Source organism: Leptothrix toolikensis (SeqCode) (assembly GCF_057922285.1).
Genome location: NZ_JBYSVC010000011.1, coordinates 34,136 through 47,560 on the forward strand (window position 1 = coordinate 34,136; position 13,425 = coordinate 47,560).

Genomic DNA, 13,425 nt, shown 5'->3' on the forward strand with positions numbered 1-13,425 from the left:
CGCGGGGGCCTCAAGACTTGACCGCAGAGGCGGCGGCCGGCACGGCCTCAGGGCCAAAGCCCTCACCTTCAACCGCCTTGAGTGCGGCCGTACCCGTGGCCGCAACGCGATCACCGGCAGACAGCCCACTGACACTCACCGAGCCATCAGCACCCGAGCGACCCATCACACGCACCGAGCGCCGTTCAAACTGGCCCGCCGAACGCTGCACATAGACCGCAGCACCGCGTGCGTCTTCCATCACGGCACCCGCAGGGACTTGCACCACCCCGGGTTCATGACGCTGCACTTCAAGTTCGATGGCCTGACCGGCGCGCAACTGGCGCAAACCCGCGCCGCGCAAATCAGCGCGCACCACCGTGGTCTGGCTGCCGCCCTGAACCGCCGGGGCGAAAGCCGCAATCGTTCCTTCCACCGCCACACCGATACCGCGCACCCGGTCACCCAAGCGCAACTGCGCAGCCTGCGACACCGGCACCGACAACTCGGCCCACAAGGAACCCGACGAGGCCAAACGAATCAGCGGAGTGACAGCATCCACACGTTGCCCGGGCGTGACACTCACTTCGAGCACTTGTCCAGACATCGGGGCCGTGAGCACCAGCTCACCGCCGATGCCCTCAGGCTTGGCACCCGCAGCGGTCAGGCTTTGCCCCCGCTCTTCCACCAACACACGCTGCTGCTGGACTTGGGCACGGCTGGCTTCTAGGCGCGACAAGGCAATCAGGCCTTCGCTGTAGAGCTGCTCATCGCGAGCCATGGTGCGTTGCATCAGATCAAGTTGAGCCTTGAGCTGTTGCCAATCGCGCTGCCACTCGGCCACTTGCTGACTACGCAGCCGCACCAAAGGCATGCCGGCACGCACCATCTGGCCTTGCACGACCCACAGCGCATCCACACCACCGGGTACAGGGGCCGAAACCACCCGCTGCTGCGCCAAGGGAATCTGGATCTGCGCCGGATAACGCGCCACCCCCGACTGCGCAGCCGCCCGCACCTCCACCGTGGTGACCCCAAGCTGGCGCAGTTGCGTTGCATCGGCTTTCAAGCCTTGCGCCATGCTGGTTTGCACTCCGAGCAAAAACGCGCCATACCCCAGCAACCGCAGCCACCCACGTGAACCCATCATCCGTCCGGCCAAACCACTGAATCTCATCTGCACTGCCCTCACCTTGACAAGGCTGCCAAGAATATCTGCCCAGCATTGTCTATTCATATGAACCTTAAGTTAAAAGTTCTTACAGGCGGCTGAACAAAGCCAAACAGGCTTGATCAACCCACCCTAAAACACAGCGCAGCAGGCGAAAATCGCCCTCCGAACTTGGAGACCCCAACGCATGCGACTGCTACTGCTGGAAGACGATTCGATTCTGGGTGAAGGCCTGCGCGATTACCTGCGCAGCGAGGGCCACGTGGTGGAGTGGTTCACCCATCTTGCCGAAGTCCAAGGCATGAATGGTGAGCCTTTTGATGCGCTCTTGGTGGACTGGTCCTTGCCGGACGGCACGGGGATCGACTGGATCCGCACACTGCGCCGCACCGACCAATCGGTGCCCGTCATCATGCTGACCGCTCGGGATCGCCTTGCTGATCGGATTCAAGGCCTGGACAGCGGTGCCGATGACTACCTTGTCAAACCCTTTGCACCCGAAGAACTCTCGGCCCGGCTGCGCGCCTTGGCCCGGCGCAATGCTTCGGCCGTGTTGGAGCGGCGGCGTTTCGGCCATGTTGAAGTGAGCCTCACCGCGCGCCAATCTTGGCTTGATGACGTTGCGGTTGATCTGACAGCGCGCGAATGGGCAGTGCTGGAAGCCTTGGTGCTGCGCGCTGGGCGCATCGTTACCAAGGCCGATCTGAGCCAACTGATCCATGGCTTCGATGGCGATGTCACCAGCAATGTGCTCGAAGTCCACATTTCGGCCCTGCGCCGCAAGCTCACCAAGGAGCTGATCGAAACCGTGCGCGGCTTGGGCTATCGCGTCCCAACCTGAAATGACAGCGCTTCCGTCGATTCGCTCTCGCCTAGCCCGCTCGGTCTTGGTCGTCACCTTGATATGGTGTGTGGCCGTCGCCTTGGTGGTCGGCGCGGTGGTGCAGTCGGCGGTGGATCGATTGCTGGATGGGGCCTTGCAGGAGTCGGCCGAAATCTTGTTTGGCTTGATGGCGCGTCACGTTGATCGCACAGACCCGAGCGATGAGATTTTGCCCGCCCCGCCCCATGAAGAAGGCCTGATCTGGCAGCTCGTCGATGCTCAAGGGTTGGTGCGCATGCGCTCGCACCGGGCTCCTCCGGCACCGCTGGGTTCCGCCAGTGCCAACGGTTTTTCAAATGAAGCGGTTCATGCCCGCTGGCGGGTCTATTCGATGCGTTTGGACAGCCGCCAGCTGATTCTGCATGTGGCCCAAAGTCGTGAGCAACGCGAAGCAGCGCGCTTCGGAGCCATGGCAATGGCTTCCGGCACCGCTTTGCTGATTGGGTTGCTGGCCGCTTGGTGGCTGAGACGCCGCGTTGCGGATGAGACGCACCATGTGGTTGAGCTCTCACAAACCCTGCGCAACTACGAATGGGGGCCCTCCACCCACCTGCCGGCAGCAGCCCTACCGGCCGTAACCCGGGAAGAGCTGATTCCGATCCGTGAAGCGGTGATGGAGCTCACCACAAGGCTGGCACAACGCTTGGCCAACGAGCGTGCTTTCAGTGCCCACGCCGCACACGCCTTGCGCACGCCGCTGGCTGGCATTGATGCCCAACTGGCGGTCGCCCTGAAAGAAAGCTCGCCAGAAAGTAAACCCCGCTTGGTCAAGGCACGCCAAGCCACCGAGCGCTTGCGCCGGGTGGTGACGGCCTTGCTCAGTATGTTTCGCGCCGGTACCGACCCACATCCACGGCCGGTCGATCTGGCCAGCATGATTCAGCAAATCCCGGTCGATGGCTTGGAAGTCACCCTGCTCAACACGGGCTCAGTACATGCCGACCCGGATTTGCTGGCCGCTGCCTTGCTCAACATCCTCGACAACGCCGTGCGTTACGGGGCCACCCGCATGAACGTGGCGCTGATGTGCCCAGAAAATAGCGCCAGCAGCGCGAATGATTGCTGCTGTGAAGCCGACAGCAAGATCCTGAAGTTCACCGACAACGGCCCCGGCGTTTCGGCGGAACGCCTAGCGCACCTGCTCGGAGTGCTCGACCGACAGGACTACCCCCTTATCGGCCTGGGGCTGACCTTGACGGATTTGGTGGCCAGGGCCCACGGTGGGCGGGCAAGGGTTGAATCCACCCCAGGGGCCGGATTCACCGTGCTGATTCAGCTCAAGGACGTCGCCGCCCCGAGCCCCTGATTCAGATCGCCGCCGCCGGGTCTTCGAGAAACTCGGAGCAAGCTTCGGCGGCCCCAAAACGCGTGACGCGGCGCGGACGCAGATGCGCTTGGCTACCCGGTCGCAAGCCCAAGCGCTCCCGCAGCGCCGTCCAAGCATCGCGTGACAGCTCGACATCGACCAAGCTTTCGTCGTCACGCCGGCGGAACTCCAACCGGGTGTTGGGTCCGACCGTCAACACATGGGCCAAGGTCACTTCCCACGTATCTGGGCCGGCTTGGGTCACCACATCCAACTCGTGCGGCCGCACATAGCTCACGGCGGAGGGGTCCGTGGCGCTCGCACTCAGGCCTGGAGCATGGTCGCGCCGACCGTGGAACAGGTTCACATCGCCCAAAAACTGCAAGACAAACGGCGTGGCCGGGCGGTCATAGACCTCGTCGGGGCTGCCTTGCTGCTCGATGCGACCTTGGTTCATCACCACGATGCGATCCGCCACTTCCATGGCTTCTTCTTGATCGTGGGTGACGAACACGCTGGTGACGTGCATCTCGTCGTGCAGGCGGCGCAGCCAGCGGCGCAGTTCTTTGCGCACCTTGGCATCCAACGCGCCGAAGGGCTCGTCGAGCAACAACACCTTCGGTTCAACCGCCAGCGCTCTAGCCAGAGCGATCCGCTGACGCTGACCACCGGAGAGCTGGTGCGGGTAGCGGTCAGCGATCCAGTCAAGCTGCACCAGTTTGAGCAAATCGTTGACCTTGGCCCGAATCTGCACCTCACTCGGGCGGGTGTCCTTGGGCCGCACACGCAGGCCAAAAGCGACGTTCTCGAAGATCGTCATGTGGCCGAACAGGGCGTAGTGCTGAAACACAAAGCCCACGTTGCGCTCGCGCACATCGGCAAAAGTGGCGTCCTCGCCGTGAAACAGCACGCTGCCCGAGTCCGGGCGCTCCAGCCCCGCGATCATGCGCAGCAAAGTGGTCTTGCCCGAGCCCGAGGGGCCCAGCAAAGCGACCAACTCACCCGCCGGCAAATCAAGATTGAGGTTGTCGCAGACCGCTAGGGAGCCGAAGCGCTTGACGAGGTTACGAATCTGGATGCTCATGATGGGTCTTTCCGCAAATCAAGCTGGATCGGACGATGCGCTACGCATCTGGGCCTTGACGTGCTGCTCGACGGCGTACTTCAGCACCAAGGTCACCAAGGCCAGCACGGCCAGCAGCGAGGCCACCGCAAAGGCGGCGGCAAATTGGTATTCGTTGTAGAGGATCTCGATGTGCAGCGGCAGGGTGTTGGTCTCGCCCCGAATGTGGCCTGAAACCACGCTCACGGCCCCAAACTCACCAAAGGCACGGGCATTGCACAAGATCACGCCATAAAGCAGCGCCCACCGGATGTTGGGCAGCGTGACCCGGCTGAAGATCTGCCAACCACTGGCTCCCAGCACCCGCGCGGCTTCTTCTTGTTCCAAGCCTTGCACTTGCATGAGCGGAATCAGCTCGCGCGCCACAAAGGGGAAGGTCACAAACACGGTGGCCAAGACGATGCCAGGGACGGCAAAAATCACCTTCAGATCGTGGTCCCGCAGCGATTCACCCAACCAGCCTTGCAGACCAAAGACCAGCACATAAATCAGCCCCGAGATCACCGGGCTGACCGAAAACGGCAAGTCGATCAAGGTGAGCAACACGCTTTTTCCCCGGAACTCAAACTTGGCAATCGTCCAAGCCGCCGCAACCCCGAACACCAGATTGAGCGGCACAGCAATCGCTGCCGCGATCAGGGTCAACTTGAGGGCTGACAAGGCATCCGGATCGGAAATTGCCGCCCAATAAACACCAAGCCCTTTCTTGAAGGCTTCGATGAACACCGTGGCCAAAGGTACGAACAAAAACAGACCCATGAACAACAAGGCCACCGCGATCAGGCTGCGACGCACCCAGACCGGCTCGGCCGTGGCATTAACACGATGGGGCGGGGCCACACCTTGGACAGCGGAAGGGGGCAAATCCGGGTAAGCATCCATCGGGATCGGGGGCGGGTTCATGACCGCAGATGACATGGCAGCAGCCTCTTACATGCCTTGACGCTTGCGCGCCCAAGCTTGCAACATATTGATGAAGAGCAGCAACGTAAACGCAGTGATCAACATCACCACCGCAATCGCCGTCGCACCGGCCACGTCGTACTGCTCCAGCTTGGTGATGATCAAAAGCGGCGTGATCTCGCTGACCATGGGCATGTTGCCGGCGATGAAAATCACCGAACCGTACTCGCCCAGCGCGCGTGCAAACGCCAAGGCAAAGCCGGTCAGCAAGGCCGGTGTGAGCACCGGAAAGATCACGTGGCGAAAGGTTTGCCAGCGGGTCGCGCCCAAAGTGGCCGCAGCCTCTTCAAGCTCACGGTTCACGTCTTCCAAAACGGGCTGCAAGGTACGCACCACAAAGGGAAAACCGATGAACACCAAGGCCACAAACACCCCCACCGGGGTAAAGCTGACCTTGAACGGCAACCACTGACCGATCCAACCGTTCTGGGCGTAAATCGCAGTCAGGGCAATGCCCGCTACCGCTGTGGGCAAAGCAAACGGCAGATCAACCAGCGCATCCACAAAGCGGCGACCGAAGAAGCGATAGCGCACCAACACCCACGTCACGATCAGACCAAAAAAGGCATTGATCAGGGCGGCCACCAAAGACGCCCCGAAGGTAAGCCGATAAGAAGCCATCACCCGGGGTGATGTGACCGCATCCCAGAACTGCGCCCATGTCAGGGTGAAGGTTTTGAGAAAGGCCGCCGACAGCGGCAACAACACGATCAGGCTCACATAGAGCAGCGTGAACCCAAGGGCCAGATCAAAGCCCGGCAAAACGGTATGGCGCTTGAGCAGCGTTCGGGTGAAAAACATCGCAACCCCTCTGTAGAACACGCAAGCAGCTCAGCGCGCCTTGGCCGCAGCGATCACTTGGTCATAGAGGCCGCCATCGTCGAAGTGTTCCTTCTGGGCCTTCTTCCAGCCACCAAAGAGTTCGTCCACCGTGAACGTGATCAGCTTCGGGAACTCGGCGGCGTGTTTGGCCAGCACCTTGTCGTTGCGCGGCCGCAAATGATGCTTGGCCGCGATCTCTTGGCCCGCGTCGGACCAGAGGTAGTTCAAATAGGCCTCGGCTTGTTTGCGTGTGCCCTTGCGATCCACCACCTTATCAACCACGCTCACGGGGTTCTCGGCCAGCACGGTGCTCTTGGGGTAGATGACCTCAAAGTCCCGGCCAAACTCACCCAAAATCAGGTCCACTTCGCTCTCAAAAGTCACCAGAGCGTCACCGATACCGCGTTGCGCAAAGGTCGTTGTTGCAGCGCGTCCACCGCCGTCAAAAACCGGCACGTTGGCAAAAATCTTGGTCACCAGATCACGCGCTTGGGCGGCATGGCCGCCGCTCTTGAGCACACTGCCCCACGCCGCCAGATAGGTATAGCGCCCGTTGCCCGAGGTCTTCGGGTTCGGAATCACCACCGAAACCCCGCTGCGGGCCAGATCCGCCCAATCTTTGAGTGCTTTCGGATTGCCTTTACGCACCAAGATCACCGACACCGAGGTGGTGGGCGCGCTGTTGTTGGGCAAGCGCTTGGCCCAGTCTTGCGGAATCAACTTACCGCGCTCGGCCAAGATGTCGATGTCATTGGCTTGATTCATGGTGATGACATCCGCGTCCAAGCCATCCACCACACTGCGCGCTTGCTTGCTGGAGCCACCGTGCGATTGGTTGAGTGTCAAATCTTCACCGGAAGTTGTCTTCCAGTGCTTGGCAAAAGCAGCGTTGTAGTCCTTGTAAAACTCACGCGTTACGTCGTAGCTGACATTGAGCAAGGTGGTACCCGCTTGAGCCATCCCCATGAGCGCAAGCGCGCCCAAGGCCAAGACACACCGACGAAGAGAAGAAAAACCGATCTGGGACATGCAACACACTCAACATGACAATGGCGTGCATCCTAAGAAGCTCACTATCTAAATGGAACGATTCTTTCTTTCTCTGCTTATGAGAAAAACGAATAAGACTCCACGCAAGCCAAGCCAAAGACTTGCGCTCTAAGCTCGCCACATGGGTATCCGTCTCAACACATCCAGCCCACCGGCTGCCATCCCGTCGTACTTGACCACCGTCTACAACTGGGCCTATGTTCATCCACGCGCCGTGACCGTTTTCGAGCGGCCTTGGCTCATCAATCTGATTCTTTGGGGTCAATTTGGGCATCTACGCGATGCCGCTCTTCAATGGCTTGGGCCAAGCCTGAGTGGCAAAACACTCCAGATGGCCTGCGTTTACGGTGATCTGACCCCCAAACTGACCCAACATATCGCCCCAGACGGCAGCTTGACCGTCGTCGATGTGTTGCCCATTCAGTTGGAGAACCTACGCCACAAACTGACTGACCCGGATCGGGTCGAGCTGATCCAAGCCGATTGCAGCGCCATGCCCTTGGCCAGCGGCAGCATGGATCAGATCTTGCTGTTCTTTTTGCTGCACGAGCAGCCTGAAGAAGTCCGGCGCGCCACGCTGGCCGAGGCCCTGCGCGTCCTTAAACCGGGAGGACGCATCGTGCTGGTGGACTATCACCGGCCACGGATCATCCACCCGCTCTACGGCCCCATGAAACTGATCCTGCATCAGCTGGAGCCCTTCGCCATGGACCTGTGGCGTCATCCCCTGACGCACTGGCTGCCTGCGGATATCCCGGCCCACGTCGTGCGGCATGAAACCTGGTTTGGGGGGCTTTATCAGCTGTGTGAATTGCACCGCGATCCGCCCAAACCCCACTGACGTCCTCCCAACAAGCTATGCATCTTCGCCAATGGTGGAAGGATCGCCAGCAAGCCCACCGAGATCAGCTGATCCAGCGCCACTGGATTCCCGACCTCTTGTGGCAGCAGATGCTGGATCGGTACCCATTTCTCAGCTACCGACCCGCAGCCCAGATGCAGCGCTTGCGCGAGCTCAGTGCCTTGTTTCTGGCGACCAAGGAATTCACCACCACGGAGGACATGGCGCTGACCGATGAAATGGCTGTGGCGGTCGCCGTCCAAGCGTGTGTACCCATCCTTGGTTTAAAGGGTGATTTGGCTTGGTATGCCCGTTTCATCGGCATCGTCTTGCAACCGGATGAAGTCGTTGCGCACCGGATATGGGTCGATGAAACCACCGGGGTGGTGCATGAAAGCGATGAATGGCTGACCGGAGAAGCCATGCTTGATGGTCCGGTGATGCTATCTTGGCCCGATGTGTGGCATGCACACACCAGCGCCAAAGAGGGCTACAACGTCGTGATTCATGAACTGGTGCATGTCATCGACATGCACGACGGCCAAGCGGATGGGATACCTCAGTTGCCGGATATCACCCAGCGAGCACGATGGCGCGTGGTCTTGGATCAAGCGCGCCAAGCCTTGCAAAGCCGCCTTGAGGCGGGTCAGGCCACCTTCTTGGATCCCTACGCCTGTACAGGACCAGAGGAGTTTTTTACCGTCGCCAGCGAAGCGTTCTTTGTCGCGCCCCATGCTCTACGCCAAGAGCAGCCCGCTTTCTACGCTCTGTTAAGTCGCTTTTACGACCAAGAACCACACCGCTTCGCCCCAGCCGAAGCGACAAATGCGACAATCCGCCCCCTTGTCTGCCCGTAGCTCAACTGGATAGAGCAGCTGCCTTCTAAGCAGCAGGTCGGGGGTTCGAGTCCCTCCGGGCAGGCCAATCAGGGCTTCACGAAACCAGCAAAGTAACGCTCGGTCGTCGCTTGGAAGTCCCGCGAACGGTAAGCTTCCATCAGATCCTTGACCCACGGCTTGTCTTTGTCTTCAGTGCGAACGACAAGCACGATTTGTTGAGCCGCCGGGGTTTTATCCAGTGCAAGAGCATCGCTGAGCTTCAACCCAGCAGACCAGCCCGCCCCACCGTCGATCACAGCAAAGTCAGCGGTATCCAAAGCCTTGACCAAGGCGGGACCATCAGCAGGAATCAACCGAATCTTTTTGATATTTGTCGCAATATCTCGCTCGGTAGCCCGTGTAGCCTCCGCACCATCGCGCAGGCGCAACCAACCCAGTTGCGACAACCAATGCAGGACTCGAGCCTGGTGAGTAGGATCCGAAGGAATAACCACTGAAGCGCCTTCACGGATATCCACCAAGCCCTTATTTTTTCGGCTGTAAATCCCAAGAGGTGCCGTCGGCAGCTTGATCACTTCCGACAACTTCAACTTGCCATCAGCCAAGACACGGCTGAGTTGGGCCTCGTTCTGGAAAACATTGGCATCCAACGTGCCTTGCGCCAAGGCTGAATTCGGCTGGGTCAATTCGACCACTTTCACCTTATAGCCACGCTTCTCAAGGACGGGTCGAATGCCCATGCTGATCTGATCACCGTAGGCATTGCTGGTGACGCCAATCACCAGTTCTTTTTTAGCGGCATTACGCTGGCTGGGTGAACGAGCCTGAACCGACTGATCCCCCAAGATGGCATCAACAAACTCTTGTTCTTGGGCCTGTACACCAACACCGGCACACACCCCCAAGATCAGGGTGACCCACACCATCGAACGACGGAAGTACTGCATGGATTCCTTTCGTGACATCAACTGCACTTGCGCTCCGTAGCGAAGCTCAGCGCACCCATGTACTGGAATCGACCGCCCTTGCTCAGGCCTTTCAACCGTTACAACGACATGCCATGCATTTCACATTCTGACCATCTATTATGGAAAACCCGCAGATGCTGCCGTGGAAGGCAAGGGCATGGAGCCTGGCTGAGCGCCGGCCCAGAGTTTGCGCAGCCGTGCCAACTCATCGTCATAGATGGCATCAATGCGACTGACTTCGGCACGATGGTTTTGCACCAAGGTGCGCTGGGCTTCGGCCGCTGATTGGTTGTAATCAAATCGCCCCGTCAACTTGGCAGGCAACTCCCGGCCTTTGTAGAACTCCGCCTCATCTTGCAAGGTCTTGCGCTCACGCTCAAGTTCAGCCAAGCGTGCTTCGCTCGATTTCAAAACCTTGCGCATCGTCTCAAGTGCGCCTTCGCGGGCTTTTTGATGGGCTCGCTCATTGGCGTAGCGATTGAGCAGGTTTCGATCATGCCGAATCGCATCCTTGCGGGCGGTCTCCAAGGCTTGGCGACGCCGTTGTACTTCATCGGCAATCGCTTTTTCTTCGGCAGTTTGAGTCGGACCCACCACTTGACGGGTCGAGCCATCACTGTTGAGGACTCTTTGCTCACGATCAGTGCATTCAGCAATCGGCCGATCTGAGGTGACACGTCGGCCCTTGCTGTCGGTACACGTAAAAATGTTGCTCTGTGCGACCGCCATGGCTGGAAGCACCCAAGCACACACCAGCATCCAAACAGGACGCAGCTTCATTTCAACGTGTCTTGAACCTTTCACCCATGCACTCCATAGCGTTCACGGTACGCCTCCACCAAGGGAAGGTAAGCAGCAAGAGCAGGGTCACTCTGCTGGGCCAGATACTGCAACAAATCCGTCAGGGTCACGATAGCGATGACCGGCAATCCGAGTTCGTTTTGCACGGATTGCACGGCTGATTGTGTGCCATCCACCCCAGCCAAACAGGCGGTCTCTTGTCGATCAAGGGCAATCGAGACGGCACAGGGCTGAGCTCCTGTGGCTTGAATCAAGGTGATCGACTCACGCACCGAGGTCCCCGCCGAGATGACATCGTCGATGATCAGAACCCGACCACGCATAGGCGCACCCACCAACGTACCGCCTTCACCATGATCTTTGGCTTCCTTGCGGTTGTAGGCATAAGGCACATTGACGCCTAAACGCGCCAACTCGACGGCCACCGCCGAGGCCAAAGTGATGCCCTTGTAGGCGGGACCAAAGATCATGTCGAACGCCACACCCGACTCTAGAAGACGACGTGCATAAAATCCCGCCAAACGCCCCAACTTGGCACCGTCATCAAACAAGCCAGCATTGAAAAAATACGGCGATGTCCGCCCAGCCTTGGTCTTGAACTGACCAAATCGCAAGACGCCGGAGGACACTGCAAATGTCACGAAATCCAGTGCTAGGCTATCACGGTGCGTTGGCAAATTATTGACGGTCATTTCAGGAAACTACAGAGTGCGTTTAATCAGTTTGAATCTCAACGGCATCCGATCAGCTTCTAGCAAAGGTTTAGCTGAATGGGTCGAATCCGTCAGGCCAGATTGTATGGGCGTCCAAGAGATTCGTGCCCAACCGAGTGACATATCGACGCGATTTGACACGCTTGGAGGAATGAAGGGCTACTTCCACTGCGCTCAAAAGAAGGGATATGCCGGCGTCGGTCTGTATTCCATACATGAGCCTAGTGACCTTCGCTTAGGCTTTGGTGATGCGGAGTTTGATGCCGAGGGTCGCTGGCTGGAAGCGCGATTCGATACCCTTTCCAGAAAACTATCGTTTGTGAGTGCATACTTTCCAAGTGGCTCCTCCGGTGAGGAACGGCAACAAGCCAAATGGCGTTTTTTGAATAGCATCTTACCCATTTTAGTGCAGATGAAATCAGAGCGAGAATTTATTCTGATGGGTGATATCAATATCGCCCATCAGAATATTGACATTAAAAATTGGAAAGGCAATACTAAAAACAGTGGCTTTTTACCCGAAGAACGAGCCTGGATGGATCATCTATTTGGCCCACTTGGGCTCATAGATGTCTACAGATCTTTATACCCAACCAAAGAGCAATATACTTGGTGGAGTCAGCGTGGTCAAGCTCGTAAAAATAATGTAGGCTGGAGAATTGACTATCAAATTTCAACCCCGATTATTGGCTCAACAGCAACAACAAGTCGTGTTTACACTGATCAGATGTTCAGTGATCATGCCCCAGTTATCACCGATTATGACTTTTCGGTGTAATGCATATAAATAAACAAAAAAACATATCCATCATGATAAAAATCATTTTTCAATCTATGTTATTCAGAGCTCTTGCCGCAACACTGATCATCATCAGTGGCACCCTGATTCTTACCATGACATTTGGCAGTCGAGATCCAAATACAAAAATAGCAAAAACAGGCATGCCGTGGGAAGTAGATCCTGTGAACGGTGGTTTTTCGCGTGTTTTCGGCATCACGCTGGGTCAATCGACGTTGGGTGACGCCATAGACCAGATGGGTGAATCATTACAAATTGCCATCGTCACACCCTTGGCTGTGCCCAATGAAACATCAGCGGCTATACCACCACCAAGTAGCGCTCTAGAGGCCTATGTAGAACCCATGCGCACTCAGTTTTTGAGTGGTCGACTGATTATCAGTGTAAAAACTCGGGCAGAAGATTTAGGTGCATGGCGAGAGCGTAGTGTCAGACATCAAAAATCTGACACGGGTGCGCATCTCGATTCCTTATCATCAGAAGATATGATGATTGCTCGACACGCCGTAATCGTAGGTTTAACGTACATACCTGGTGCAAAACTTGATGAGTCTGTTATTCAGACACGTTTTGGCAATGATGGTTATCGACAAAACATCAACGCAGATTTAGTTGAATGGAAATTCCCCTCAAAAGGAGTGGTTATTTCGTTGAATGCAAAAGGTCGCGATCTTTTGCAGTACGTCGCCCCCAAAGACTTTGATGCAACTTTTGGTACGACACCCCCATGACCCACCCAAAGGTGGGTAGCTTTTGATCACAAGACTGGCAAAAATCACTGTGTCGAAGCCAGCGAAGGAGTAGCCCATGGGCCAGTCACTGTACAGCCTGCCAAGGTCGGCGACATCACAGCCATCAATGCAGCAAACCTACGTACCAACTACGCTATCCATCGCAGATCAACAGCAATGGGTGGAGGGCCTGGAGATCACGGAGCACGATCTGCCCCCCGAATTGATGCAGACGCTTTTTTGTTCGGAATTTACCGATTCGCAGCGATGAATGAGCATTTCATGGCTCAACCGCATCAAATCCACACCGCAAAAAGCCCAAAGCCCTCACAGGGAGGGCTTTGGGTGTTTCTTCTTGGATCTTGGAGAGGGGTGCCTGACGATGACCTACTTTCACATGCGAATGCACACTATCATCGGCGCTGAGATGTTTCAC

Annotated in this window: 15 protein-coding genes and 1 tRNA gene; 8 read left to right on the plus strand and 8 right to left on the minus strand. The window is 57.5% G+C overall.

Annotated features, from left to right (window positions below; translation table 11 throughout):
- Positions 1 to 10: 10 nt before the first annotated feature.
- Complete coding sequence (locus tag AC3VI7_RS03280; protein WP_489669102.1) at positions 11 to 1,156, minus strand: efflux RND transporter periplasmic adaptor subunit; 1,146 nt, start codon at positions 1,154 to 1,156, stop codon at positions 11 to 13.
- 181 nt (positions 1,157 to 1,337) lie between these two features.
- Between AC3VI7_RS03280 and AC3VI7_RS03285 the strand changes: the two genes are divergently transcribed.
- Both AC3VI7_RS03285 and AC3VI7_RS03290 read left to right on the plus strand, forming a co-directional pair.
- On the plus strand, positions 1,338 to 1,991 hold the full coding sequence (locus tag AC3VI7_RS03285; protein ID WP_489669103.1) for a response regulator transcription factor: 654 nt from the start codon (positions 1,338 to 1,340) through the stop codon (positions 1,989 to 1,991).
- A 1-nt stretch (position 1,992) separates the two neighbouring features.
- Entirely contained in the window at positions 1,993 to 3,339 is a 1,347-nt protein-coding gene (locus AC3VI7_RS03290) for a sensor histidine kinase (protein ID WP_489669104.1), read from the plus strand.
- 1 nt (position 3,340) lies between these two features.
- Here AC3VI7_RS03290 and AC3VI7_RS03295 read toward each other — a convergent pair whose 3' ends face one another.
- The 4 genes from AC3VI7_RS03295 to AC3VI7_RS03310 are packed head-to-tail and all read right to left on the minus strand — an operon-like array spanning position 3,341 to position 7,276.
- Positions 3,341 to 4,423, minus strand: a complete 1,083-nt coding sequence (locus tag AC3VI7_RS03295; RefSeq protein WP_489669105.1) for a sulfate/molybdate ABC transporter ATP-binding protein — start codon at positions 4,421 to 4,423, stop codon at positions 3,341 to 3,343.
- A gap of 18 nt (positions 4,424 to 4,441) precedes the next feature.
- Complete coding sequence (cysW, locus tag AC3VI7_RS03300; RefSeq protein ID WP_489669120.1) at positions 4,442 to 5,344, minus strand: sulfate ABC transporter permease subunit CysW; 903 nt, start codon at positions 5,342 to 5,344, stop codon at positions 4,442 to 4,444.
- 48 nt (positions 5,345 to 5,392) lie between these two features.
- Positions 5,393 to 6,226 carry a sulfate ABC transporter permease subunit CysT gene (cysT, locus tag AC3VI7_RS03305; RefSeq protein WP_489669106.1) on the minus strand — a complete coding sequence of 278 codons (834 nt, stop codon included), beginning with the start codon at positions 6,224 to 6,226 and terminating at the stop codon, positions 5,393 to 5,395.
- A 30-nt stretch (positions 6,227 to 6,256) separates the two neighbouring features.
- A complete protein-coding gene (locus AC3VI7_RS03310; protein WP_489669107.1) occupies positions 6,257 to 7,276 on the minus strand; it encodes a sulfate ABC transporter substrate-binding protein in 1,020 nt (339 codons plus the stop codon).
- Positions 7,277 to 7,418: 142 nt separating this feature from the next.
- On the opposite strand from AC3VI7_RS03310, the gene rquA reads away from it, so the two are divergent.
- The 3 genes from rquA (at position 7,419) to AC3VI7_RS03325 (ending at position 9,062) form a co-directional block, all read left to right on the plus strand.
- Entirely contained in the window at positions 7,419 to 8,138 is a 720-nt protein-coding gene (gene rquA, locus AC3VI7_RS03315; protein WP_489669108.1) for a rhodoquinone biosynthesis methyltransferase RquA, read from the plus strand.
- 17 nt (positions 8,139 to 8,155) lie between these two features.
- On the plus strand, positions 8,156 to 8,995 hold the full coding sequence (locus AC3VI7_RS03320; RefSeq protein WP_489669109.1) for a M90 family metallopeptidase: 840 nt from the start codon (positions 8,156 to 8,158) through the stop codon (positions 8,993 to 8,995).
- A tRNA-Arg gene (locus AC3VI7_RS03325) sits at positions 8,986 to 9,062 on the plus strand. Before AC3VI7_RS03320 ends, AC3VI7_RS03325 begins: the two co-directional genes overlap by 10 nt.
- A 1-nt stretch (position 9,063) precedes the next feature.
- On the opposite strand, the gene AC3VI7_RS03330 is transcribed toward AC3VI7_RS03325, so the two are convergent.
- The 3 genes from AC3VI7_RS03330 to pyrE form a co-directional block, all read right to left on the minus strand.
- Positions 9,064 to 9,942 (minus strand): MetQ/NlpA family ABC transporter substrate-binding protein, encoded by an 879-nt coding sequence (locus AC3VI7_RS03330; RefSeq protein ID WP_489671265.1) that lies wholly within the window; start codon positions 9,940 to 9,942, stop codon positions 9,064 to 9,066.
- A gap of 120 nt (positions 9,943 to 10,062) precedes the next feature.
- A complete protein-coding gene (locus tag AC3VI7_RS03335) occupies positions 10,063 to 10,725 on the minus strand; it encodes a DUF4124 domain-containing protein (protein ID WP_489669111.1) in 663 nt (220 codons plus the stop codon).
- Between the two features lie 20 nt (positions 10,726 to 10,745).
- Positions 10,746 to 11,438 (minus strand): orotate phosphoribosyltransferase, encoded by a 693-nt coding sequence (pyrE, locus tag AC3VI7_RS03340; RefSeq protein WP_489669112.1) that lies wholly within the window; start codon positions 11,436 to 11,438, stop codon positions 10,746 to 10,748.
- 16 nt (positions 11,439 to 11,454) lie between these two features.
- Between pyrE and AC3VI7_RS03345 the strand changes: the two genes are divergently transcribed.
- The 3 genes from AC3VI7_RS03345 (at position 11,455) to AC3VI7_RS03355 (ending at position 13,260) form a co-directional block, all read left to right on the plus strand.
- Entirely contained in the window at positions 11,455 to 12,237 is a 783-nt protein-coding gene (locus AC3VI7_RS03345) for an exodeoxyribonuclease III (RefSeq protein WP_489669113.1), read from the plus strand.
- Positions 12,237 to 12,989 (plus strand): hypothetical protein, encoded by a 753-nt coding sequence (locus tag AC3VI7_RS03350; protein ID WP_489671391.1) that lies wholly within the window; start codon positions 12,237 to 12,239, stop codon positions 12,987 to 12,989. Before AC3VI7_RS03345 ends, AC3VI7_RS03350 begins: the two co-directional genes overlap by 1 nt.
- 76 nt (positions 12,990 to 13,065) lie before the next feature.
- Positions 13,066 to 13,260: a hypothetical protein gene (locus tag AC3VI7_RS03355; protein WP_489669115.1), complete on the plus strand. Its 195-nt coding sequence runs from the start codon at positions 13,066 to 13,068 to the stop codon at positions 13,258 to 13,260.
- Positions 13,261 to 13,425: the final 165 nt, after the last annotated feature.